Origin of the sequence: Enterobacter sp. WCHEn090032 (assembly GCF_003986875.1) — a bacterium.
Lineage (GTDB): Bacteria > Pseudomonadota > Gammaproteobacteria > Enterobacterales > Enterobacteriaceae > Enterobacter > Enterobacter sichuanensis.
Genome location: NZ_RXRN01000002.1, coordinates 187,402 through 212,313 on the forward strand (window position 1 = coordinate 187,402; position 24,912 = coordinate 212,313).

At 58.8% G+C, this 24,912-nt stretch carries 21 protein-coding genes; 8 read left to right on the top strand and 13 right to left on the bottom strand.

The annotated features are described in order from the left end of the window. Positions 1 to 32: 32 nt before the first annotated feature. The 5 genes from EKN83_RS02420 to bglK form a co-directional block, all read right to left on the bottom strand. Positions 33 to 734, bottom strand: coding sequence for a DnaA inactivator Hda (locus tag EKN83_RS02420; RefSeq protein ID WP_216821201.1), 702 nt, complete (start codon positions 732 to 734; stop codon positions 33 to 35). A gap of 219 nt (positions 735 to 953) precedes the next feature. Continuing rightward, positions 954 to 2,243 carry a uracil permease gene (gene uraA, locus EKN83_RS02425; protein WP_013098238.1) on the bottom strand — a complete coding sequence of 430 codons (1,290 nt, stop codon included), beginning with the start codon at positions 2,241 to 2,243 and terminating at the stop codon, positions 954 to 956. Between the two features lie 86 nt (positions 2,244 to 2,329). Continuing rightward, positions 2,330 to 2,956, bottom strand: coding sequence for a uracil phosphoribosyltransferase (gene upp / locus EKN83_RS02430; protein WP_003860560.1), 627 nt, complete (start codon positions 2,954 to 2,956; stop codon positions 2,330 to 2,332). A 201-nt stretch (positions 2,957 to 3,157) separates the two neighbouring features. After that, a complete protein-coding gene (locus EKN83_RS02435) occupies positions 3,158 to 4,588 on the bottom strand; it encodes a 6-phospho-beta-glucosidase (RefSeq protein WP_126800264.1) in 1,431 nt (476 codons plus the stop codon). Positions 4,589 to 4,598: 10 nt separating this feature from the next. After that, on the bottom strand, positions 4,599 to 5,492 hold the full coding sequence (bglK, locus tag EKN83_RS02440) for a beta-glucoside kinase BglK (RefSeq protein WP_059385984.1): 894 nt from the start codon (positions 5,490 to 5,492) through the stop codon (positions 4,599 to 4,601). Between the two features lie 246 nt (positions 5,493 to 5,738). Here bglK and purM point away from each other — a divergent pair, with 246 nt between their 5' ends. The 4 genes from purM to ppx all read left to right on the top strand — a co-directional run bounded on the left by purM (position 5,739) and on the right by ppx (position 11,200). After that, the gene (purM, locus tag EKN83_RS02445; RefSeq protein WP_025758936.1) at positions 5,739 to 6,776 is read left to right on the top strand and encodes a phosphoribosylformylglycinamidine cyclo-ligase; all 1,038 of its coding nucleotides are present in this window, start codon (positions 5,739 to 5,741) and stop codon (positions 6,774 to 6,776) included. Further along, positions 6,773 to 7,414, top strand: coding sequence for a phosphoribosylglycinamide formyltransferase (gene purN, locus EKN83_RS02450; protein ID WP_025758935.1), 642 nt, complete (start codon positions 6,773 to 6,775; stop codon positions 7,412 to 7,414). The genes purM and purN overlap by 4 nt, the downstream gene beginning before the upstream one ends. Positions 7,415 to 7,597: 183 nt before the next feature. Next, positions 7,598 to 9,658: a polyphosphate kinase 1 gene (gene ppk1 / locus EKN83_RS02455; protein WP_025758934.1), complete on the top strand. Its 2,061-nt coding sequence runs from the start codon at positions 7,598 to 7,600 to the stop codon at positions 9,656 to 9,658. Between the two features lie 3 nt (positions 9,659 to 9,661). Beyond that, positions 9,662 to 11,200, top strand: coding sequence for an exopolyphosphatase (ppx, locus tag EKN83_RS02460; RefSeq protein WP_025758933.1), 1,539 nt, complete (start codon positions 9,662 to 9,664; stop codon positions 11,198 to 11,200). Positions 11,201 to 11,204: 4 nt separating this feature from the next. On the opposite strand, the gene EKN83_RS02465 is transcribed toward ppx, so the two are convergent. Then, entirely contained in the window at positions 11,205 to 13,445 is a 2,241-nt protein-coding gene (locus EKN83_RS02465) for an EAL domain-containing protein (RefSeq protein WP_126800265.1), read from the bottom strand. A 352-nt stretch (positions 13,446 to 13,797) separates the two neighbouring features. Here EKN83_RS02465 and EKN83_RS02470 point away from each other — a divergent pair, with 352 nt between their 5' ends. Further along, positions 13,798 to 13,986: a YfgG family protein gene (locus tag EKN83_RS02470; RefSeq protein WP_025758931.1), complete on the top strand. Its 189-nt coding sequence runs from the start codon at positions 13,798 to 13,800 to the stop codon at positions 13,984 to 13,986. On the opposite strand, the gene EKN83_RS02475 is transcribed toward EKN83_RS02470, so the two are convergent. After that, positions 13,983 to 14,873 (bottom strand): LysR family transcriptional regulator, encoded by an 891-nt coding sequence (locus EKN83_RS02475; RefSeq protein WP_025758930.1) that lies wholly within the window; start codon positions 14,871 to 14,873, stop codon positions 13,983 to 13,985. The two genes, EKN83_RS02470 and EKN83_RS02475, sit on opposite strands and share 4 nt — an antisense overlap. Before the next feature lie 96 nt (positions 14,874 to 14,969). On the opposite strand from EKN83_RS02475, the gene EKN83_RS02480 reads away from it, so the two are divergent. Genes EKN83_RS02480 through EKN83_RS02490 form a run of 3 tightly spaced genes read left to right on the top strand, consistent with a single transcriptional unit; the run spans position 14,970 to position 17,468 of the window. Beyond that, a complete protein-coding gene (locus EKN83_RS02480; protein WP_126800266.1) occupies positions 14,970 to 16,199 on the top strand; it encodes an MFS transporter in 1,230 nt (409 codons plus the stop codon). 49 nt (positions 16,200 to 16,248) lie between these two features. Further along, a complete protein-coding gene (locus EKN83_RS02485) occupies positions 16,249 to 16,713 on the top strand; it encodes a DUF6130 family protein (protein WP_095449862.1) in 465 nt (154 codons plus the stop codon). An 11-nt stretch (positions 16,714 to 16,724) separates the two neighbouring features. Then, complete coding sequence (locus tag EKN83_RS02490; protein ID WP_126800267.1) at positions 16,725 to 17,468, top strand: alpha/beta fold hydrolase; 744 nt, start codon at positions 16,725 to 16,727, stop codon at positions 17,466 to 17,468. Between the two features lie 54 nt (positions 17,469 to 17,522). Here EKN83_RS02490 and iolB read toward each other — a convergent pair whose 3' ends face one another. From iolB to EKN83_RS02520, 6 genes are read right to left on the bottom strand one after another with little or no spacing between them, the layout of a single operon-like run. Next, positions 17,523 to 18,347, bottom strand: a complete 825-nt coding sequence (gene iolB / locus EKN83_RS02495) for a 5-deoxy-glucuronate isomerase (RefSeq protein WP_094918400.1) — start codon at positions 18,345 to 18,347, stop codon at positions 17,523 to 17,525. Positions 18,348 to 18,356: 9 nt separating this feature from the next. Then, on the bottom strand, positions 18,357 to 19,247 hold the full coding sequence (gene iolE, locus EKN83_RS02500) for a myo-inosose-2 dehydratase (RefSeq protein WP_126800268.1): 891 nt from the start codon (positions 19,245 to 19,247) through the stop codon (positions 18,357 to 18,359). A gap of 11 nt (positions 19,248 to 19,258) precedes the next feature. Continuing rightward, the gene (iolC, locus tag EKN83_RS02505; RefSeq protein WP_126800269.1) at positions 19,259 to 21,163 is read right to left on the bottom strand and encodes a bifunctional 5-dehydro-2-deoxygluconokinase/5-dehydro-2-deoxyphosphogluconate aldolase; all 1,905 of its coding nucleotides are present in this window, start codon (positions 21,161 to 21,163) and stop codon (positions 19,259 to 19,261) included. Positions 21,164 to 21,175: 12 nt separating this feature from the next. Next, complete coding sequence (locus tag EKN83_RS02510) at positions 21,176 to 22,309, bottom strand: Gfo/Idh/MocA family protein (RefSeq protein ID WP_045284573.1); 1,134 nt, start codon at positions 22,307 to 22,309, stop codon at positions 21,176 to 21,178. Between the two features lie 8 nt (positions 22,310 to 22,317). Then, entirely contained in the window at positions 22,318 to 23,346 is a 1,029-nt protein-coding gene (locus tag EKN83_RS02515) for an ABC transporter permease (RefSeq protein ID WP_025758920.1), read from the bottom strand. An 11-nt stretch (positions 23,347 to 23,357) separates the two neighbouring features. Then, complete coding sequence (locus tag EKN83_RS02520; RefSeq protein WP_126800270.1) at positions 23,358 to 24,905, bottom strand: sugar ABC transporter ATP-binding protein; 1,548 nt, start codon at positions 24,903 to 24,905, stop codon at positions 23,358 to 23,360. Between the last annotated feature and the right edge of the window lie 7 nt (positions 24,906 to 24,912).

Here is a 24,912-nt window from a genome sequence, read left to right on the forward strand (position 1 = left end):
CCGGTAAGCGCAGCGCCACCGGGCGAACAAACTCAAAGCTTGAGAATATCTTTCACAAACGGAATGGTCAGCTTGCGCTGGGCGGTGATGGACGCGCGATCGAGCTGATCGAGCGTGTCAAACAGCGTGCGCATTTCGCGGTCCAGACGCTTAAGCAGGAAACGACCCACGTCCTCCGGCAGCTCAAAGCCACGCTGCTTTGCGCGCAGCTGTAACGCCTGCAGTTTATCTTCATCGGACAGTGGCTGGAGCTTATAGATTTGCCCCCAGTCCAGACGCGATGCCAGATCCGGCAGCCCCAGATTAAGCTGGCGCGGCGGACGATCGCCGGTGATCAAGAGCCGGGTTTTACCCGATTCCAGAATGCGGTTATAGAGGTTAAAGATCGCCATTTCCCACGGCTCATCCCCCGCCACGCATTCGATATTATCGATGCAGACCAGGGAGAGGTGTTCCATTCCCTCCAGCACGTCAGGCACAAACCAGGTACGCTTATCCAGCGGCACATAGCCTACCGCATCCCCTCGCGCGGAGAGTTCCGCACAGGCGGCATGCAACAGGTGGCTGCGCCCCGCGCCTTCGCGTGACCAGATATAGATGTATCCGCTGTGATCCTGGCGCAGCACGTTTTGCAGTGCAGCCAGTAAAGAGGGGTTATCACCCGGCCAGAAACTCGCGAAAGTTTCGTCGTCAGGGAGATAGAGTGGCAGAGAGAGCTGTGCCGGTCCGTTCAGAAGTACCTCAACCAGATCTTACATAAAATCGGCATGGAGTTTAACACGGAACCTGCCAGGAGAGAACCGGGCGATCCCCCGCCCGATTATACACGTCATCCTTCAAGCTGCCTCTGCGTTGGCTGCATCAGCTCACCCCAGTCACTTACTTGAGTAAGCTCCTGGGGATTCTCAGATTTGCCGCCTTGATGCAGCTTGAATGATTTTGTGTATATAAGATCAATGTGACGCTTTTTCGCTTTCGTCGGCGTCCAGCACCACCTCTTCCGGGCGGATCACGGAGATCAGCTTGAAAATCAGGCTCAGGCCCACGCCAACGATGGTCGCCAGCGCCATCCCCTTCAGCTCGGCCGCACCGATGTGCACCTTGGCGCCGCTCACGCCGATGATCAGGATAACGGAGGTCAGGATCAGGTTCTGCGCTTTGCTGTAATCCACTTTAGACTCAATCAGCACGCGAATACCGGATGCGCCGATCACGCCGTACAGCAGCAGAGAGACACCGCCCATCACCGGCACCGGGATGATCTGGATCGCCGCCGCCAGTTTACCGACGCAGGAAAGCAAAATGGCAATGATCGCCGCGCCGCCGATAACCCAGGTACTGTAGACGCGGGTAATGGCCATCACGCCAATATTCTCACCGTAGGTGGTGTTTGGCGTGGAGCCAAAGAACCCGGAGATAATGGTCGAGAAGCCGTTGGCAAACATAGAACGGTGCAGACCCGGGTCGCGGATCAAATCGCGCTTGACGATGTTCGCCGTCACCACCAGGTGGCCAACGTGTTCAGCGATGACCACCAGCGCGGCAGGCAGAATGGTGAAGATAGCAAACCATTCGAAGCGTGGCGTGTAGAAGGTTGGCAAGGCGAACCAGTGCGCCTGAGCGATTGGCGTGGTATCGACAACGCCCATCACGAAGGAGAGCGCATAGCCCGCCAGCACGCCGATAAGGATCGGGATAATCGCCATAAAACCGCGGAACAGCACGGAGCCAAACACCGTCACGCCCAGGGTCACCAGCGAGATGATAATGGTTTTGGAATCCGGTGACTGGCCGTCAGCAGGCAGCAGACCGGCCATATTGGCCGCCACGCCCGCCAGCTCCAGACCGATAACGGCAACGATGGCGCCCATTGCCGCAGGCGGGAACATCACATCCAGCCAGCCGGTACCGGCTTTCTTCACAATGAAAGAGACCAGGCAGAACAACACGCCACACATGATAAACCCGCCCAGCGCCACTTCATAACCCAGCGGCAGCAGCAGCAACACCGGCGAGATAAAGGCAAAGCTCGATCCCAGATACGCGGGGATTTTGCCTTTACAGATAAAGAGGTACAGCAGCGTACCAATACCGTTGAACAGCAGCACGGTAGCCGGGTTAATGTGAAACAGGATTGGCACCAGCACGGTTGCGCCAAACATGGCGAACAGGTGCTGCAAACTAAGCGGGATTGTCTGTAAAAGCGGCGGTCTTTCACTCACCCCGATAGCACGGCGCGTCATAGTGTTTTCCTCTGAGATGGTTAGTTATGTGCGTTTTATTCAAAAAAAAGCCGACTATCAAAGTCGGCTTCGTTATCGTTATTCGATTATTTCGTACCAAAGATCTTATCGCCGGCATCGCCCAGCCCCGGGATGATGTACCCGTGCTCGTTCAGCCCCTGGTCGACAGACGCGGTATACAGCTCCACATCCGGGTGCGCTTTTTCCAGCGCCGCGATCCCTTCCGGTGCCGCAACCAGCACCAGCACTTTAATGCTGCTGCAGCCTGCTTTTTTCAGCAGGTCGATAGTGGCGATCATTGATCCACCGGTCGCCAGCATTGGGTCAACCACCAGCGCCATACGCTCGTCGATGTTAGACACCAGCTTCTGGAAGTAAGGCACCGGCTCCAGCGTCTCTTCATTACGGTAGATACCCACCACGCTGATACGCGCGCTCGGTACGTGCTCCAGCACGCCTTCCATCATGCCGAGACCGGCACGCAGGATTGGCACTACGGTAATTTTCTTACCTTTGATCTGCTCAACCTGCACCGGGCCGTTCCAGCCTTCGATGGTCACTTTTTCGGTTTCCAGGTCAGAGGTCGCTTCGTAGGTCAGCAGGCTACCCACTTCAGATGCCAGTTCGCGAAAACGCTTCGTGCTGATGTCATGCTCACGCATCAGGCCCAACTTGTGTTTAACGAGTGGGTGTTTCACTTCCACAATCTTCATTCTCTTTCTCCTCTGAGGTGGCATCCGCAAAAAAATCGCGGGATTATACCGCTTTTTTCAGATTAGGCCATACCCATCTTGCTTGACAGGGATCAAGCGAAGACAAAAAAACCGGAGAGGTGTCTCCGGCTTATGTGCGAGGTTCTGCCCGGTGGCGCTACGTGTAGTGTAGGTCGGGTAAGCGTTAGCGCCACCCGACAATTACAGGTTATCGCCGTTGCTGCCAATCACCTGCTTATACCAGTCGAACGACTTCTTCTTACTGCGGTTCAGCGTGCCGTTACCTTCATTGTCTTTATCGACAAAGATAAAGCCGTAGCGTTTTTTCATTTCGCCCGTACCGGCAGAAACGAGGTCGATACAGCCCCACGGGGTATAGCCCATCAGGTCTACGCCATCTTCCACCACCGCTTTTTTCATCTCACGGATGTGGGCGGCGAGATAGTCAATGCGGTACTGATCATTCACCGTGCCGTCGCTCTCCTGCACGTCGATGGCGCCAAAGCCATTTTCAACGATGAACAGCGGCAGCTGGTAGTGATCCCAGAACCAGTTCAGGGAGTAGCGCAGACCCACCGGGTCAATCTGCCAGCCCCAGTCCGATTTCTGCACGTACGGGTTGGAGACCAGGCTCTTGCTCTCGTCGTAATCCAGTTCCGGGTTGTCCGCCGTCGCTTTGGTGGCGAAAGACATGTAATAGCTGAAGCCGATGTAATCCACGCAGCCCTGGGTCAGCGCCGCTTTATCTTCCTCGGTAATATCCAGCGCGAAACCGCGACGCTCGAAGTAGTTGAGCAGATGCTGCGGATACTTACCGCGCACATGGACGTCGGTGAACCAGTAACGACGGTGCATGGCGTTCATCGCCATCATCATATCGTCGGGCGCGCAGGTCAGCGGATAGATAGGACACATGGCAATCATGCAGCCGATCTGCAGCGACGGGTTAATCTCGCGTCCCGCCTTCACCGCCAGGGCGCTGGCCACCAGCTCATAGTGGGCCGCCTGGAACATCACCGGCTCCCGGTCCTCCCCCGGCGCATACTTCAGCCCGGAGTTGGTGAACGGCGCAAAATCTTCGTGGAAGTTAGCCTGGTTGTTAATCTCGTTGAAGGTCATCCAGTACTTCACTTTATGCTGATAGCGCTGGAATACGACGGTTGCGAAGCGAACGAAGAAGTCGATCAGCTTACGGTTGCGCCATCCGCCGTATTCCGTGACCAGATGGAAAGGCATCTCAAAGTGAGAGAGTGTGATAACCGGTTCAATGCCGTATTTCAGACATTCATCGAACAGATCGTCATAGAACTTCAGGCCCGCCTCGTTAGGCTCCCGCTCGTCCCCTTTCGGGAAGATGCGCGTCCAGGCGATAGAGGTACGGAAGCATTTGAACCCCATCTCGGCAAAGAGTTTGATGTCTTCCTTATAGCGATGGTAAAAATCGATGGCTTCGTGGTTCGGGTAGTTTTTCCCTGGCAGCACGCCGTTGGTGATTTCACGCGGTACGCCGTGGGCGCCGGCGGTCATGACGTCGGCGACGCTCACCCCTTTACCGCCCTCTTGCCAGCCGCCTTCCAGCTGGTGCGCGGCCACCGCGCCGCCCCACAGAAAACCTGCTTTAAATCCTGACATACTCTTTCCCTCATTCGATGTTGCGGATTGCTGACGGATACTGCTGTCTGAAATGGTAAACCGCGCCAATTAACCCGGCGCGGTTGCCGTGGCTGACAACATCGGCAATATCCGCGATGCCAAACCACGTGAGATGGGTGCGAAGCAGGCCCATAAAACCGGGTCGTTCCGCGATACCGCCGCCAATGAAAATGGTCTGCGGATCGAACACATTCGCCAGGTTGTAGAGCCCTGTCGCAATGCCGTTAAGAAAATCATCCACCAGGCGGCGGCATACCACGTCGCCTGCGTCATAACCATCAAAGATGGCTTCGCCGGTCACCTCATCAAGCGCCAGCCCGTGAAAGTCGGCGTAGCGCTTGCGCAGGGTGCGTAACGTGCAGTTTTCATTCATGGAGTGGCGGGCAACACGTCTTGAGTCTGCCCTTTCCGTAAGCATGTAGCCGAACTCCCCGGCGCGAAAACGCGCCCCGTGAACCAGCCTGCCGTTGCAGAAAATGGCCCCGCCAATCCCGGTACCGATGGTCAGCACCAGAAAATTGTCGATCCCCGTCGCCTTCCCCTGCCAGCGTTCCGCCAGCAGCACGCAGTTGGCGTCATTCTCTACGGTCACCGGTAACCCCGTCTGCGCCTCAAGCCAGGCCTGCAACGCGAACTGGTCGAAGCGGCGGATTGCCCCTCCCATCTCGATAAACCCGGTATGCGGGTTAACGTACCCCGGCGCACTGATGGCGATCCCGTCAAGTGCGCGATGCGCCGTCACCCAGCTCAGCATGTGCGAAAGGATGGCCTCGCCGTCGCTGTTCTTAATGGCGGCCTTATCCGTTTGCAGAAGCTCTCCCTGCGCTGTCGCAATACCCATTTTTAATGCGGTGCCACCAATATCGAATGCGGCGATGCTCATGACTTCATCCCTCCTGAATGAAACTGAAACCGGTTTCAGTTCATGATGTTCAATCCGCAAACCGCTGGCAAGCAGATCGCCGAAACCGGTTTCATTTTCGTGAACGGAGTCAAGTTTGCGCGCCGCCAGAGGGGGAACAGAAAAAAAAATCCTCTCGCCGAGAATAGGCTCGCAAACGTTTGCCTGGACTGTTAGAATTGCGCCGATTTTTCTTACTAGCTATGCAATCGCGTGGGGACTTGAGCCGTGACCAACAAAACTTCTCTCAGCTACAAAGATGCCGGTGTTGATATTGACGCAGGTAATGCGCTGGTTGACCGAATCAAAGGTGTGGTGAAAAAAACCCGCCGCCCGGAAGTGATGGGGGGTCTGGGTGGATTCGGCGCACTGTGCGCGCTGCCGCAAAAATATCGTGAACCTGTTCTGGTCTCGGGTACTGACGGTGTAGGCACAAAACTGCGCCTGGCGATGGATTTAAAACGTCACGACACAATCGGTATCGATCTGGTCGCGATGTGTGTAAACGACCTGGTGGTTCAGGGTGCTGAGCCGCTGTTCTTCCTCGATTATTACGCGACCGGCAAACTGGACGTGGATACCGCAGCCAGCGTCATTAACGGTATCGCCGAAGGGTGTCTGCAGTCTGGCTGTGCGCTGGTCGGCGGTGAGACCGCTGAAATGCCGGGCATGTATCACGGCGAAGATTATGACGTCGCAGGCTTTTGCGTCGGCGTGGTAGAAAAATCAGAAATTATCGACGGCAGCAAAGTGGCCGATGGCGATGTGCTGATCGCGCTGGCCTCCAGCGGCCCGCACTCTAACGGCTACTCCCTGGTGCGCAAAATCCTCGAGGTGAGCGGTTGCGACCCACAGACCACCGAGCTTGAAGGTAAACCACTGGCCGATCATCTGCTGGCCCCGACCCGCATCTACGTGAAAAACGTGCTGGAGCTTATCGAGAACGTTGACGTGCACGCCATTGCCCACCTGACGGGCGGCGGCTTCTGGGAAAACATTCCTCGCGTACTGCCGGACAACACGCAGGCGGTGATCGACGAATCCTCATGGCAGTGGCCGGCCGTCTTTAACTGGCTGCAGACCGCAGGTAACGTCAGCTCTCACGAAATGTATCGCACCTTTAACTGCGGCGTCGGTATGGTGATCGCCCTGCCAGCCAGTGAAGCGGATAAAGCGGTTAAGCTGCTGACAGAGAAAGGTGAAAACGCGTGGAAAATCGGTACGATTAAAGCTTCCGATTCCGAACAGCGTGTGGTCATTGAATGAAAAACATCGTGGTGCTCATTTCCGGCAACGGAAGCAATTTGCAGGCGATAATTGACGCCTGCAAACAGAAGAAAATCAACGGCACCATTCGGGCAGTTTTCAGCAACAAGGCCGATGCATTTGGCCTTGAGCGCGCCCGGGAAGCAAACATTCCCGCGCACGCGCTGGAAGCCAGCCAGTTTGCCGGTCGTGAAGCGTTTGACCGCGAGCTGGTGCAGGAGATTGATGCCTACGCCCCTGACGTCGTGGTGCTGGCAGGATACATGCGTATTCTGAGCCCGGCCTTTGTCGCGCACTACGCCGGACGTTTGCTGAATATTCACCCTTCGCTTCTGCCGAAATATCCCGGCCTGCACACCCATCGTCAGGTTCTGGAAAACGGCGATGAAGAGCACGGTACCTCGGTCCATTTCGTGACCGACGAACTGGACGGCGGCCCGGTGATCCTGCAGGCCAAAGTCCCGGTCTTTGACGGCGACAACGAAGACGACGTGACCGAACGGGTACAGACCCAGGAGCATGCCATTTACCCGCTGGTGGTGAGCTGGTTTGTCGACGGGCGTCTCGAAATGCGCGACGGCGCGGCATGGCTGGATGGCGTGAAGTTACCTCCGCAGGGCTATGCGGCCGAAGAGTAGTTTGTTATATCGGGTGGCGCTGCGCTTACCCGATATCCCCTTCTCCAACCCTCTAAAATCCTCAACAAAAAAAATAACTGTCATACTTTTCTGGCACTGTTGGACATATCGTGGAAATGCTCGCCATAATAAGGACGAGACGGATTTACCACGTCCTGTGATTGAACTGGAGTGTGAGCTGTAATGGGTCAGGAAAAGTTATATATCGAGAAAGAGCTAAGCTGGTTAGCATTTAACGAACGTGTCCTCCAGGAAGCGGCTGACAAAAGTAACCCGCTGATCGAGCGCATGCGTTTTTTGGGCATTTATTCCAACAACCTGGATGAGTTCTACAAGGTTCGCTTTGCCGAGCTGAAAAGACGCATCATCATCAGCGAAGAACAGGGCTTAAACTCTCACTCGCGTCATCTGTTGGGCAAAATCCAGTCCCGCGTGTTGAAAGCCGATCAGGAATTTGACGGCCTGTATAACGAACTGCTGCTGGAGATGGCACGCAATCAAATCTTCCTGATTAACGAACGTCAGCTTTCCGTTAACCAACAAAACTGGCTGCGCCACTACTTCAAGCAGTATCTGCGCCAGCACATTACCCCGATTCTGATCAACCGCGAAACCGATCTGGTACAGTTCCTGAAAGATGACTACACCTACCTGGCGGTGGAAATTATTCGCGGTGAATCCATCCGCTACGCGCTGCTGGAGATCCCGTCCGATAAGGTGCCGCGCTTTGTGAACCTGCCGCCGGAAACCCCGCGCAGACGCAAGCCGATGATCCTGCTGGATAACATCCTGCGCTACTGTCTGGATGACATCTTTAAAGGCTTCTTCGATTACGACGCGTTAAACGCCTACTCGATGAAGATGACCCGTGACGCCGAATATGACCTGGTGCACGAGATGGAAGCCAGCCTGATGGAGCTGATGTCCTCCAGCCTCAAGCAGCGCCTGACGGCGGAGCCGGTGCGCTTTGTTTATCAGCGCGATATGCCGGACGCGATGGTGGAAATGCTGCGCGAGAAACTGACCATTTCGCGCTATGACTCCATCGTGCCGGGTGGCCGTTACCACAACTTTAAAGACTTTATTGGCTTCCCGAACGTCGGCAAGGCCAATCTGGTAAACAAACCGCTGCCGCGCCTGCGCCATCTGTGGTTTGATAAATTCCGCAACGGTTTCGACGCCATCCGCGAACGCGACGTCCTGCTCTACTATCCGTATCACACGTTTGAACACGTGCTGGAGCTGCTGCGTCAGGCCTCCTTCGACCCGAGCGTGCTGGCGATCAAAATCAACATCTACCGCGTGGCCAAAGATTCCCGCATTATCGATGCGATGATCCACGCCGCGCACAACGGTAAAAAAGTTACCGTGGTGGTGGAGCTGCAGGCGCGCTTCGACGAAGAGGCGAACATTCACTGGGCGCGCCGACTGACGGAAGCGGGCGTACACGTCATCTTCTCCGCGCCGGGGCTGAAAATTCACGCCAAGCTGTTCCTCATCTCTCGCAAAGAGGGTGACGACGTGGTGCGCTATGCCCACATCGGTACCGGGAACTTTAACGAGAAAACCGCGCGAATTTATACCGACTACTCGCTGCTGACCGCCGATGCGCGCATCACCAACGAGGTGCGTCGGGTGTTCAACTTTATTGAGAACCCGTACCGCCCGGTGAGCTTCGACTATCTGCTGGTGTCCCCACAGAACTCGCGCCGTCTGCTGTACGATATGATCGACAAAGAGATCGCCAATGCTCAGAAAGGGCTGTCGTCCGGCATCACCCTGAAGCTCAACAACCTGGTCGACAAAGGTCTGGTAGACCGCCTGTATGCGGCATCCAGTTCCGGCGTGCCGGTTAATCTGCTGATCCGCGGCATGTGCTCGCTGATCCCGGAACTGGAAGGCATCAGCGACAATATTCGGGTGATCAGCATTGTTGACCGCTACCTGGAACACGATCGGGTCTATATTTTTGATAATGCGGGTGATAAGCAGGTCTATCTCTCTTCTGCAGACTGGATGACGCGCAATATTGACTACCGAATTGAAGTCGCGGCACCGCTGCTGGATCCGCGTCTGAAGCAGCAGATCCTCGACATTATCGAGATTCTGTTCAGCGATACCGTGAAAGCACGCTATATCGACAAAGAACTGAGTAACCGCTACGTGCCGCGCGGCAACCGCCGTAAAGTGCGGTCACAACTGGCGATTTACGACTATATCAAATCACTCGAGCAACCCGATTAACCTATGCCGATAAATGATAAGACCCCACGCCCGCAGGAATTCGCCGCGGTCGATCTAGGCTCTAACAGTTTCCACATGGTCATCGCCCGTGAGGTGGATGGCGCGCTGCAGATCATCGGTCGTCTGAAGCAGCGCGTACACCTGGCGGATGGCCTTGATGAACGCAGCATGCTTAGCGAAGAGGCGATGGAGCGCGGCTTAAACTGTCTGTCGCTGTTCGCTGAACGTCTGCAGGGCTTCTCGCCCTCCAGCGTGTGCATCGTGGGCACCCATACCCTGCGTCAGGCCCTGAACGCGCCAGAGTTCCTCAAGAGGGCGGAAAAAGTGATCCCCTACCCGATTGAGATCATTTCCGGTAACGAAGAAGCGCGTCTGATTTTTATGGGCGTTGAACACACCCAGCCGGAAAAAGGGCGCAAGCTGGTTATCGATATCGGCGGGGGCTCTACAGAGCTTGTGATCGGCGAAGACTTTGAGCCGCGTCTGGTGGAAAGTCGCCGGATGGGCTGCGTCAGCTTCGCGCAGATGTACTTCCCGGGCGGCACCATCACCCGTGAGAACTTCCAGCGGGCGCGGATGGCAGCCGTCCAGAAACTGGAAAATCTGGCCTGGCAGTACCGGATCCAGGGCTGGAACGTGGCGCTGGGCGCGTCAGGCACCATCAAAGCGGCGCATGAAGTGCTGCTGGCGATGGGTGAAAAAGACGGGTTTATCACCCCCGAGCGCCTGACGCTGCTGACCGAAGAAGTACTGAAACATAAAAGTTTTGACGCCTTAAGCCTGCCGGGGCTTTCCGACGAGCGTAAAGCGGTGTTCGTGCCGGGGCTGGCTATTCTCTGCGGCGTGTTCGATGCGCTGGCCATCAAGGAGCTGCGTCTCTCCGACGGCGCGCTGCGTGAAGGCGTGCTCTACGAGATGGAAGGCCGCTTCCGCCACCAGGATATTCGCAGCCGCACCGCGCAAAGCCTGGCAAACCAGTACAACATCGACCGCGACCAGGCGAAGCGCGTGCTGGAAACCACCGTACAGATGTACGAACAATGGCAGGAGCAGAATCCTAAACTTGCGCATCCGCAGCTCGCCGCCCTGCTGAAATGGGCCGCGATGCTGCACGAAGTGGGACTGAACATCAACCACAGCGGCATGCACCGTCATTCGGCCTACATTCTGCAAAACAGCGATCTGCCGGGCTTCAACCAGGAGCAGCAGACCATGATGGCGACCCTGGTGCGCTATCACCGTAAAGCCATCAAGCTCGACGATCTGCCGCGCTTCACGCTGTTCAAGAAGAAGCAGTTCCTGCCGCTGATTCAGCTGCTGCGCCTGGGCGTGTTGCTCAATAACCAGCGTCAGGCCACCACCACCCCGCCCACGCTGAAGCTTAAAACCGACGACCATCACTGGACGCTCTGCTTCCCGCACGACTGGTTTAGCCAGAACGCGCTGGTCCTGCTGGACCTGGAAAAAGAGCAGCAGTACTGGGAAGCGGTCACCGGCTGGCTGCTCAAGATCGAAGAAGAGAGCGCCGACGTCGCGGCATAACGGCTCAGGCGTCCGCTACGGACGCCTCTGCCTCCAGCAGCGAGGCAAGCGCCACCGGCCTGCCAATCAGATACCCCTGCACATAATCGATGCCCAGCGCGTGAACCGCGCTGCGTATCTCTTCGGTCTCGACGTACTCTGCCACCACCAGCATTTTCTTCATGCGCGCAAGATGGCATATTGAAGCCACTATCTGGTAATCCAGGCTGTTATTGACGATGTTGCGAATAAAGCTGCCGTCAATCTTGAGAATATCGGCATCCACGCTTTTCAGCCGCGCGTAGCTGGCATAGCCGGTGCCAAAATCATCAATCGCAATGCGCACCCCCATTTTCTGCAGCTGCTGGAGGATGTGTTGCGCCTGCTCCCCGTTGCCGAAGGTGCTGCACTCCGTCACCTCAAAAATCAGCTGCCATGGCTCAATGGCGTATTTCGCCAGCAGGCGGCTCACCTCAAGCGGGAACTGCACCCGACAAACGGTTGAAGGGGCCAGATTAATGGCAAAACGATGACCGGGCAGTTGCTCGCGGTGTTCTGCCAGGAAGCGCAGGGTGTGGTCCAGCACCCACAAATCCACCCGCGAGGAGAGACCAAACTCCTGAGCGACGGGTAGGAATTGATCGGGGGAGAGCAATAGCCCGTCTACGTCCGGCATCCGCAGCAGGATTTCATGATAGCGATCGCCCCGCAGGCCGCGAACGGGCTGCGCCAGCAGGGTAAAAGCGTTGTTATCGAGCGCCTTTTGCAGGCGACTCATCATCGCGACTTTATCCTTCAGGCTGCGCTGCAGATGGACAGCGCCACGTTGCTGAAGATTTTCCGGATGGTTGGAGGAGAGCGACAGATCGGCAACCACCCCCAGCTCGCCCAGTACCAGATAAAGATGAGTAACCGGGGAGCGGACATAGCAGTAGCTCACGCCAACCTGCGGCTGCAGCGGCATGCCATCCCAGACAAAGCGGAACTGTTTGATATGCTCGTCGAGGGTATCAATGCGCTGCTGGTGTGATTCTGCGTTAAGCCGTACCGCCAGGTCGCAGCCGGTCAGGTGATATACCTGCTCATTAGGCTGAAGCGTGCCGTTAATCCACTGCGCCAGCTGCTGTTTGTACAAAATACGCAGCAGCACGCCGTAATTTCGGCCCAGAATTTCCAGCTCCGGAATGCGCAGCAGGCAGAGCGCCGACCACGGGTCCTTCGCCAGATCGCGCGACAGCGCCCGCAGGTTAGGCATATGTACGACCGGGTCGAGCAGCGCCAGCCTGCGGGTGCGTTTATTCACCGCACGCTGGCGAGTCGCCAGCATCGACATATAAATCACCACAAACGAGAAGACCAGATAACTGGAAGAGGTGATCGCCAGCTGGATGTCATACCCCGCGTTCACCGGGATATAGTGATAAAAATAGTGAATAGACACCAGCAGCACCGGTGTCCAGATCAGCGATATCAGCTTATAGCCAAAACGCATCGCCCCCCAGAGCATCACCGGCATCAGCAACGACAGGGTATAGTTGGTGGTGAAAATGGAGCTGTTTTCATTCATCGGGAGCAACAGCAGCGAAAGCAACCCGCCAAGCGTAATCGCCCACAGCAAAAACTCAACGAGCGTCACCTTTTTGTCTATCTGAAGACGGATCTGCGAGATAAAACGGGTGAGATAGCGCGGATGACGAATCAGGCGGATCAGCAGATAGCTCAACGGTACGCCTGTCAGCCCGCTGACCAGCAGCGCCTGATAGTTAATGAGCGTGCGAATATTGAGCGGGTTGAGCCCCGCCAGGCTCTGACGACTCTCATACACGCCCAGATAGACCGCAAACTGAAACAACACGAGAAACAGCGTTGCAGGACAGAAGACCTGCCAGAACAGGCGCTGCGGCATCAGCCGGATATCGCCGTACCCCGTCATATTGCGTCTGGGGGCAAAAACGCGATACCCCCCCCAGCTCAGCACGAGAGGAACAATAAAATGCAGCACACCGGCGACGGTTTCAAACAGCCCGACCGCGTCGTAATAACGGATAAACAGCGATAACACAATTCCAGGCACGGCGGCAAAGCCAAAGAAGAGCATTAATACGAGCAGAAAAGAGAGCGGCAAATAATAGAGCGCCACAATACCGTCGCCCAGTTGCGTCAGGGTATTGGCTGCACTCAGCACGGGCAGCAAAACCACTGGCAAAATAAGCGGCAGCGCCCACCAGCGGTCTTTATTGCGTTTCAGGAAAGCGAGAATGTTCATAGATGCCCGGTTTAACCCCTTTCAGTCCCTGGGGAACATAAAGACAGGCATCCGACCTGACGTACGCGCCGCCCGGCAACGTGCAGGGCGAACAGTGTGGAGGAAGGATTTTAAATACCAGGCTTGAGAATCCGTTGACCTAAATCAAACTAATTTACGCAAATAACGTTTCGCGGCGCTTTTTTGAAATAATTTTCCTCACGTTATCAAGATGGTAAATGCATTAATAAATTTCGATAACATCAGATAATGTAAACGTTGACGGTTATTTACACATTGCAGAATTGACCCCATCTTCCCGCTGTGCCTTAATATCCTTATCGCCCAAAAGGGCTTACCCAGGAAAAACAGAGTGAGTCAGGTCACGCGTATGCGCAAACGACATCGATTTAACACCCGGATGACCCGCATCATACTGTTAATCAGCTTCCTCTTTTTCTTTGGCCGCTTCGTTTACTCTTCGATTGGCGCCTGGTATCACCATCAGGACAAACTCCAGTCTCAGCAAACCAGCCTGACCGTCGACACGGCTGACCGCTAGCTCGCCGGAGAGTTTTGCACTAACCGAATAATGCCTGCTATCCCTTTGCTGAGGATTTTATCCTGTCGCATCACCACGGCCAGCTGCCGATGCAGCACCGGCGTCAGCGACCTCACGCATAGCCCGTCACGATCGGCCTCCTGCTCCACCGCCATGCGCGGCACAATGCTGTAGCCCAGCCCTGCGCGCACCATGCGCTTGATCGCCTCGATACTGCCAAGCTGCATCACCGGCGCGATCCCTGAGCCACTGGCTGCAAACCAGCCCTCGATCAGCGCCCGGGTACCGCTGCCGGATTCAAAGGCAATCAGCGGGTGAGCATATAACGCCTCCGGGGTAAACGCCCTGAAAGCCTCCTGCTGCTCCCGTGAGGCAATAAACACAAACTCTTCCTCCATCACCGGCAGGACGTCCAGCGCTCTGCTACTCACCGGCAGCGTCACCAGCCCCATATCGAGACGGTTCTCCTCGATGGCCCTGACGATATCCAGGGTGTTGCCCGTGGTTACCCCCACGTTCAGAAGCGGATAGTCGCGGCGTAGCTGTTCCAGCAGCGGCGGCAGCAGATGAATGCAGGCGGTTGCGCCCGTGCCGAGCGTAATGGTGCCGCTCACATCATGGCTGAAGGCGCTCACGGCGCGGATGGCTTCATCCACCGCCTGTTGAATGCGCTCCCCATGCGCCAGCAGAGCCTCTCCGGCTGCCGTCACCCTGATGCCCCGCCCGGTACGCTCCACCAGTCGCGTTTGCAGAAATTGCTCCAGCTGGCGAATTTGCAGGCTGACGGCGGGCTGGGAAATGCCCAGCAGATCCGCCGCGGCGGAAAAGCTCCCGCGCTGGTGAACCAGACGGAACGTCGCGAGATAGCCCAGATTAAGCGTCGTCATTCAAAGTTTCTCTTATACCGCGCATAAGGTTGCGGCCCTGCCAGCACAATACCGCGGCCGTTATGCTCAGGACAACTGCATAACGGAGTGAAAACAATGGAAACACCGGCCCTGCCTCGCCGCCTCGCCCTCGCGGCGGGCTGTAATCAGCTCATCAACTGGGGGATCTCGTTTTATATGCCCGGCACCTTCGCGCTGGCCATTTCAGCCGACCGGGGATGGTCATCCCCGCAGATTTACCTCGGCCTGACGCTGGCGATGCTGGTGATGGCGGCGGTTTCTCCTTTTGTTGCCCGTCTGCTGGCGCGCTTTGGCGGCCAGACGGTGGTGATGAGCGGCACATTGCTGATCGCCATCAGCTGCGCAGGGATGGCGTCTACCCAGACGCTGTCTGGCTGGTACTGCGCCTGGCTGATCACCGGCGTCGGGATGCGCCTGTCGCTGTACGATGCGCTGTTCGCCGCGCTGGTCAACCTCTACGGGCAGCAGGCGCGAAGAACGATCTCACGCGTCACGCTGGCGGGCGGGCTGGCCTCTGCCGTCTTCTGGCCGCTGGGCGATGGCCTGCTCCACATCATGAGCTGGCAGGAGGCGTTACGCGTCTATGCCCTCGCAGGCCTGCTCAGCGCGGCGCTGATACGCACCCTTCCCCGGCAGCGGCTGGCGGTGACGACAAAGGTCAGCGCGCCGCCGCTGAAAAACGAACGGCGTAACGGCTGGCTTTATGCCGCCTTCATTGCCCTCATCACTTTTGTCTCTAACGGTACGTCCACCCATCTGCCGGAATTTATTGCAAGCTGCGGCCTGCCGGTCGCCATCGGCATGCTGTGGGGGTTCGGGCAGACGGGCGCCCGCGCGCTGGAGGTCGTGGCCGGTGCCCGCTTAACGCCCTTCTCCTTAACGCTTTTTACCGCTCTCGCCATGCCGCTCTGTTTTCTTGTGGGGATAAGCAGCGCCCTGTTTGTCTGGTGCGCCGCCGGGTTTGTGCTGGGCTATGGGGCCATCAACGGGCTGGTGACTATCGTTAAAGCCACCCTGCCGCTGGCGCTGTTTAGCGCGGAAAACTATGCCCGCCGCACAGGTCTGCTGCTGATCCCCGCGCAGCTGATGGCGGCAGCGTCGCCGTTTGCTTACGCATGGCTCAACAAAACGCTGGGGATCGCAGGGGCAATGTGGGTTTCCACCGGGTTAACGCTGGTGATTGCCGGTCTGGCGATAACGATTGTGCGCCGTTCGCGCAGGCAGAATGTAACGCACTGTATCCAGCGCGACACGCTGACAAACGGGTACAAAACGCCCCCTCCGGCAAATATCGCCGATACATAAAAATGGTCTTCTGTCTCCGTTATCACTCGCAACGGATAAGGAGATAAAGATGAATCGTCGATTTTTACTGCTGCCTATACTTGCCCTGGCGTCGGCCAGCGCCGGGGCTGCGCCCCTGGAAAACCTCAGCGCCGCAGACGTCAACGGCCCTGCTGCCGTTGCCCCGCTGGAACACCCGCAGCCCCCCGCCAGGCTGATTGTCGATCCACCGCTCGCCGGTCCGCTGAGCAAAGGGGCGGTCTTTATTCAGTATCGCGTCGAAAATCTGCGTATCGAGCCGGTGTTCGGTCCTGATGCGCTCAGGGTGACCCCGCGCATCGGACACATTCACGTGGTGGTGGATGACGCGCCGTGGCACTGGGCGGATACCAGCGGAGAGCCGGTGATTCTGGTGGGACTGCCCGCCGGTAAACACAAGGTCACGATTATTCTGGCCGATCCGACCCATAAGCCTGTCGATCACAAAACCCTTGAATTCACCGTACCGCCCCATGCGGCGATCCACCATTTTTAAGGAATCTGAAAATGAAAGCACTGTCTGTACTGACCGCAGGCCTGCTGGCCCTTTCCACCAGCGCCTTCGCGGAGAGTAAAACCAGCGTCGTACTGGTTCATGGCGCGTTTGCCGACGGCAGCAGCTGGAATAAGGTGATTACCCTGTTGCAGAAACAGCACGCAGAGGTGATTGCCGTCCAGCTGCCGCTCACCTCGCTAAAAGATGACGTGGCCGCCACGCAGCGAGCCATCGCCCGGGCGCACGGCGACGTGGTGCTGGTGGGCCACTCGTGGGGCGGCACCGTGATTAGTGAAGCGGGCAATGATGCGCGGGTGAAATCGCTGGTGTATGTGGCGGCGTTCGCGCCGGACTCCGGCCAGTCGACGGCGGATCTCGCGGGAAGCGTCCCTGCGCCGCCGGGCAGCGCGGGCATCGCCAAAACGGCGGACGGCTATTTATATCTGCCAACGGAGGCCGTCAGGAAGGACTTCGCGCCGGATGTAAAGCCGGTTGAACAACAGACCATTGCGGCCACGCAGGGGCCAATTAAGGGCGACGCTTTCGCAGAAAAAGTGACTCACGCCGCGTGGCACAACAAACCGAGCTGGTATGTGGTGAGTCAGAATGACCGGATGATTAACCCGGCGCTTGAACGTGCGATGGCGAAGACGATCCATGCAAAAACCACGGAGGTGGCGGCGAGCCACGTGTCAATGGTAAGCCAGCCGCAGATCGTTGCCCGGACGATTGAGCAGGCGATTGAAGCAAAGTAATTTTTTGCGAATTGTAGGCCGGGTAAGCGCAGCGCCACCCGGCAAAAAACAGCCTCAGCGCCCGCCATCCGCGGGATAATCGCGATTAATCCACGCGTGGTCCTCTTCCCAGGTGAACATCCATTTGCGCACCGGCCCGGCCATCACGTTGAGGTAATAGCTGTCATACCCGGCCATCGTCGCCACCGGATGGTAGCCCTTCGGCACCATGACCACATCACGGTTGTAGACCGCCATGCACTCATCCAGCGTTCTGTCGTCGGTGTAAACCCGCTGCATGCAGAACCCCTGCCCGGGGTTGAGGCGATGGTAGTAGGTCTCCTCCAGATACGTCTCCTGCGGCGGGTTATCCGTGTCGTGCTTGTGACTCGGGTACGAGCTGGTGCAGCCCTCATTGGTCCACACCTCCACCACCAGCAGACTGTCGGCGGGCTTATCTTCCGGCAGAATATTGTGCACATAGCGCTGGTTATGGCCTTTGCCCCGCGCTTCAGCGTCGATATCCTGCGGCGCAATCAACCGTGTCGGGTATGTGCCTTTGCCGGGGGCGGCGCAGACCGCCAGCTCCAGCCTCGTCAGCGCCTTCACCTGCACCGTCTCCTGCGGGGTGACGTACACCGCCCACGGCCTGATGCGCTCGAACGGGCTCATCCGCTCGCCAATGTCGTTAAACTGCGCGGAAGGCGTGCTGATGGAGGCGCGCCCGGCGACCAGCACCAGACAGCGCTCTTCGCTGACGGCGGGCAGCGTCAGCGTCTGCCCCTCCTGCAGCTCATACGCCTCAAAGCCGACATATCCCCAGCCGGCGCGTTCCGGCGTAACGCACTGGGTGCGCCCCACCGCGTCCGGCTGTTGCCAGCGTGATAGCAAACGTGACATGTCACCTCCTCAGATAAGCCCGGCGTCGCGCGCCAGGCGGCTCAGGTTGTTGTACCCCAGACGGGCGTAGGTCAGCGGGTGGGCAATCGCCGGATCCTGCTCGGCCTCCACCACCAGCCAGCCGTGATAATCCTGCGCCTTCAGCAGTTGCATAATCGGCGGATAATCCACGCAGCCATCGCCCGGCACGGTAAACACGCCGCTCAGCACCGCGTCGAGGAAGCTGGTTTTACGGTTTTTCACGTCCGCCAGCACGTCGGCACGCACGTCTTTGCAGTGGACGTGGTTGATGCGCGACGCCCAGCGCTGCGCCACTGCCCGCGGATCGGCCCCGGCAAAGGTCAGATGACCGGTATCCAGCAGCAATCCGACCTCCGCCCCGGTGTGGGTCATCAGATTGTCCACGTCGTCGGCGGACTCAATCACCGTGCCCATATGGTGATGGTAGGCAATCTGCACGCCCTGCTGCTGCGTATAGCGGGCAAACTCGGTGAGCTTCTCGCCGTACTCTTTCCAGCGCGCCTGCGGGAAGCGCGGGCGCAGGTGAACCGGGGTCTGCTGCTCGCCGTGAATACAGCCGCTGACTTCGGCAAAGACCAGCACCTTCGCCCCCAGCTCGCGCAGCAGCGTCAGGTGAGACTGCACGGCGGCGATCTCCTCCCCCACGCTGCGCTCCAGCAGGCGGCCGGAGTACCAGCCGGAAACCAGCTGCAGGTCATGGCGCTGCAGGATGGGGCCAAGCAGCCGCGCTTCGCGCGGGAATTTATTACCCAATTCGAACCCGGCAAAACCGGCCTCTTTTCCCTCGCTCAGACAGGTTTCCAGCGGCGTCTCCGCGCCGAGGGAAGGCAGATCGTCATTCGTCCACGTCAGCGGGTTAATGCCCAGTTGTACACTCATTGTCGTCTCCATTATGCGTGTCCGCGCTCGCGCCACCAGGCGATAAGCTGCAGGTAGTTGTCCCGGATGCGCGCCACCAGCTGCGCATCGTCAATATCGTGTTTCAGCCACGCGCGGGAGGCATCGCCAAACAGCGTGCGTCCCACGGCAAACCCTTTCACCAGCGCCTGTCCCGCTGCGGCTTTGAAGTCAGCGCGCAGCTGTTCTGCCGGGGCATCCAGCCCGAGGATCACCACCCCGCGGCAGTGCGGGTCCCGGCGCGCAATAATCTCGCTCAGCGCCGTCCAGCCCCCGGCTGAGAGCGGCGGCAGCTTCCACCAGTCCGGGTAAATGCCGAGGTTGTAGAAGCGGGAGATGGCGCGCAGGTAGAGTTCATCGCTGCGCGGCATGCTGGCCGGAAGGATCACCTCCAGCAGCAGCTCATGCCCGGACTGGCAGCAGGCGTGGTACACCTCGGCGATTTTCTGTTCCTGCTCCAGGCGCAGGCCGTGGGCGTCTTCAGGATGGAAGAAGACCAGGCATTTCACCACGTGCTCCTGCGGCCAGCTGATAAGCTGGGTGCCGATGTTGCCGTGCTCCATCTCCAGCGGACGCGAGCCCGGCAGCTCAATGGGGCGACCAATCCACCACCCTTCACCGGTAATGGCGTTCAGCGCGTCCTGACCAAAGGTGCCGTCGCACAGCAGACCGGCTTTGCCCTCCAGCCCGGCGCGGCTTGCCGCCTCGCGGCTGGCCTGCAGGATCAACTGCTTCAGCGCCGGAATGCGCCCGATCGACGCGCCGCACTGCAGCGCCATGTCCTCCAGCTGGCTGCGGTGGTCGAAGGCCATTACACACAGCTCCGGCCATTCCCGACGGCGGGTGGTGACCCGGTGGAGATGGTTAAGACGCGGGTCGAGATCCGGGCGGGGCACCCTTGCGGCGCGCGAGAGATAATCATCCAGCTCGATTTTGCTCGGCATCGCCGGGGCGCAGCCGTGGCGCGACACCACCAGCGCGCCGCAGGCGTTGGCGTAGCGGCACGCCTGCTCCCAGCCCTCGTCATTCAGGTAGCCGCGCAGCAGGCCGGACATAAACGCATCTCCCGCGCCGAGGACGTTCAGCACCTCCACGCGCACGCCGGTCACCGTCAGGCCGTCGTCCAGACGGGGCGGAATGGCGCCGGTATAGACCGAACACCCCAGCGCGCCGCGCTTGCAGACCAGCGTTGCCTGACTCACGGCACGCACCTGCTCCAGCGCCTGAAGGGTATCCGTACTGCCGCCGGCAATGTGAAACTCCTCTTCGGTGCCGACGATGACGTCGAAGAGGTGCAGTACCTCCTGCAGCTCACGGGTGACCTTATCGGCGGCGATAAAGCGCGTTTCGCCGTCGCCTAAGGAGGTCAGCCCCCACAGCACCGGACGGTAGTCGATGTCCAGCACCGTGCGTACGCCGTGACGGCGGGCATAGCCCAGCGCCGTCAGCACCGCCTCGCGGGTCTGCGGGTGAGAAAGGTGAGTCCCGGTGATGGCAAGACACCGTGCGGAGGCAATGTAGCTTTCGTCCACATCGCTGGCCGTAATGGCCATATCCGCGCAGTTATCGCGATAAAAAATCAGAGGAAAGGTGTCCCGGTCTTTAATGCCGAGTAACACCAGCGCCGTAAGGCGTTCTTTGTCGGTAATGAGATGGCTGGTATCGCAGCCCACCTGGTTTAACTCTTCCCGCAGGAAGCGGCCCATATGTTCATCGCCGACGCGCGCCAGCATCGACGAGCGCAGGCCCTGACGTGCGGTGCCGTACGCCACGTTGCCGGACGAGCCGCCGAGGTATTTGGCGAAGCTCGAGACATCCTCCAGACGGGCACCAATCTGCTGGCTGTAGAGGTCTACCGCCACGCGGCCCATGCATATCACATCAAACTGCTTTTCCACGTTGATACCTCATCAGACAATGTCGTTCACGTTCAGCCAGCGGCCCTGCAGGTGTGAGAGCGCAATCGCGTCCAGCACGCGCGACACCTTCCAGCCCTCTTCGAAGTCCGGCCACATCGGCGCGTCGGCGGCTATCCCGTCTACCAGGTCGCGCACCTCCACCGTTTTTTGATCGTTAAAGCCAATCCCGTGGCCCGCGCCCATGCAGAACGCGCCATAGTCCGGGTGAGCGGGGCCGACGAGCAGGGTACGGAACCCCTGACGGTTCACCGGATCGTCATGCAGATAGAGCTTCAGCTCCGCCATGCGCTCCTGGGTGAAACTGATGGCACCTTTCGTCCCGGTGATCACATACGACAGCCCCATCTTGCGCCCGCAGGCGACGCGGGAGGTCTCAATAACGCCCTGTGCCCCGCCCGCGAAGCGCACCATCGCGTGGGCCTGATCCTCATTTTCGACGGCGATCATCTCCGACGAACCGGCCTTTGCCGGACGCGCCGGAACCACGATTTTTAAATCACCGCAAACCTGCTCAATCTCCCCTACCAGGTACTGGGCCATGTTGACGATATGCGCCGCGAGGTCGCCCAGCGCCCCCAGCCCGGCGGTCTCTTTGAAGCAGTGCCAGTGGATCGGCGAAAGCGGGTCGGCCATATAGTCTTCGTTGTGGGTACCGTAGAAGTGGATCACTTCACCAATCTCGCCGCGGGCGATAATCTCTTTCGCCAACTGCGCCGTCGGGTTTTTCATGTAGTTGAACCCCACCAGCGTTTTCACCCCTGCCCGCTTCGCGGCGTCGACCATCTCGCGCGCATCGTGGGCGTTGAGCGCCAGCGGCTTCTCCGAGTAGACGTGCTTGCCGTGGCGGATCGCCTCCAGCGCCATCTCTTTATGCAGGTGGTTGGGGGAACAAATATCCACCACGTCAATGGCCGGGTCGGCCACCAGTGCCCGCCAGTCTCCGGTTGAGCGGTTGAAGCCAAACGCCTGGGCGCGCGCTGCCGCCAGCTCCGGCGTGACTTCCGCCACCATCTCGCGCACCAGCCTGCCGCGCAGGTTGAACACCGTCGGGGCCTGGGCATAGGCGATGGCATGCGCCTTGCCGATATACCCGGTGCCAATCAATCCAATACGAACCTCTTTCATCGTGATCCTCACAGTGCGCCGCGACGGCTCTTGGCGTAGGTGTCAAACGCCACCGCCAGAACAATAATTAATCCGGTGATAATCTGCTGGTAGTAGGCCGAGACGTTCATCAACACCAGGCCGTTAATCAGAATGCCCATAATGATGGAGCCGATAATGGTGCCGCCGATGCGCCCGTAGCCGCCCATCAGCGAGGTGCCACCAATCACCACCGAGGCGATGACGCGCAGCTCGAAGGAGATCCCGGCCACCGCCTCGGCGCTCCCCAGACGCGCGCTGAGGATGAAGCCCGCCAGCCCCGCCAGACAGCCAATCAGCACGTAGACGCTGACCAGCACGCGCCTGACGTTCACCCCCGCCAGGCGCGCTGCCTCCGGGTTGCCGCCAATGGCGTAGACGAAGCGGCCCCAGCGGGTTTTATGCAGCGCCAGATAGCCGCCGACGGCGACGATGGCAAAAATCCAGATTGGAATGGAGATGCCGAGCAGCTCCCCGCGTCCCCACCAGCGGTAGCCCTGATCGAAACCGGCGATCGGCGCGCCGTCGTTAATTACCAGCGTCAGGCCGCGCCAGATGGTCATCCCGCCGAGGGTGACGATGAACGGCGGCAGGCGCAGGCGGGTGACGCCCAGACCGTGCAGGAAGCCAATCGCCGTGCCCATCGCCAGGCAGATCCCCAGCCCAATCAGCCAGCTCATGCCGCCCCAGGCATTCGGGTCAACGGTGGTGAAGTTGTCGCCCTTAATTACGTACGCCGCGGTCATGGCGCACACTGCCAGAATGGAGCCGACGGAGAGGTCGATCCCGGCGGTGAGGATGACGAAGGTCATCCCCACGGCCATGATCCCGTAGATGGAGACTTCGGTCAGAATGTTGAAAATATTGCGTTCAGAGAAAAAATTGCTGTTCTGCGACTGGAAGAAGATCAGCAGCAGGATCATGAAAATCAGCACCCCAAAGCGCTCGAAGAAGGCGATGGGATCGATGCGCCCGGCACGTTTAACCGGGACCTGCGTTTTAGAAATCATCTGCGTCATGAGTTACTCCGTTATGCCGCGTTCAGGGCGTTGTGGTTGATGGCCATCATCGTCATCAGCCGCTCTTCGTTGGCCTCATCGCCGTGGATCTCGCCGGTGACCCGGCCTTCACTCAGGGTGATAATCCGGTCGGAAACCGCCATCACTTCAGGCAGATCGGAGGAGATCACGATCACCGCCACGCCCTTTTTCGCCATGTCAAACAGCACCTGGTGCACTTCTGATTTGGTTCCCACGTCGATGCCGCGCGTCGGCTCATCAACGATCAGCACCCGCGGGTTGAGCGCCATGCAGCGCGCGAGGATCACTTTTTGCTGGTTACCGCCGGAGAGCTTGCGCACCTCCTGCGCGCTGTTGACCATTTTGATCTGCAGCGCCTGGCGGTAGGACTCAATCAGATCGTCCTCTTTGGGGGTGTTCACGAACCAGCGCCAGTGCAGCAGCGAGGAGAGGCAGGAGAGCGACAGGTTGTCGCGAATCGACAGCCCCAGCACCGCCCCCTCTTTTTTACGGTCTTCCGGTACCAGCGCCACGCCCTGTTCGAGGGCATACAGCGGGTCGCGCGGCTGGTACGGCACGCCGTCCAGCTCAAAGCTGCCCGAGGTAAACGCGTCTGCGCCAAACAGGCAGCGCGCCACTTCGGTGCGCCCGGCGCCCACCAGCCCGGCAATGCCTAACACCTCCCCGGCGTGGACGTGGAAGCTGATGTCATGCAGGGCGATGCCGTGCGGATCCAGCGGCGGCTTCTCACGGCTCAGCCCCTTCACCGCCAGGCGAACGGGTTTGTCCTCATGGTGGGTTTCGCTGGCGGGACGACGGTTAAAGGCCACATCGCGCCCGACCATCAGGCGGATTAGCTGTTCGACGTTGGTCTCGGCCACCGCGCCGGTGCCGGTGAAGCGGCCGTCCTGGAAAACGGTGAAGCGATCGCAAAGCTGGAACACTTCGTGCAGACGGTGGGTGACATAGATAATGCTCACGCCACGGGTTTTAAGCTCCCGCACCACGCGGTGCAGGCTTTCCACCTCGCTGTCGCTCAGCGCGGCGGACGGTTCGTCCATAATGATTAAACGGGCGTTGAGGGTCAGCGCCCGGGCGATCTCCACCATCTGCTGCTGCGCCACGCTCAGACGGGCGACGGGCGTGGTCGGGGCGACGTTCAGCTGCAGGTAATCGAGAATGACCTGCGCCTCCTGGTTCACCGCCTTTTCGTCGACGATCAGGTTACGCTTGCGCGGCTCGCGCCCGAGAAACATGTTTTCCGCGACGGTCATATTGGGCAGCAGGTTGAATTCCTGATAGATAGTGATAATGCCCTTGTTCTGGCGCTCCACCGGGGAGTCATCCACCGGCAACGTTTCGCCGTTAAACCAGATTTCCCCGCGGGTTTGCGGCTGCGCGCCCGCAAGCGCTTTTAGCAGCGTCGATTTTCCCGCCCCGTTTTCCCCCAGCAGGGCGTGAATTTCTCCGCTGCCGACGGTCAGCTGGGCGCTGCTCAGCGCCCAGACGCCGGAAAAGCTTTTTGCCAGGTCGGTCACTTTCAGTAAGGGTTGCGACATCGGTCTG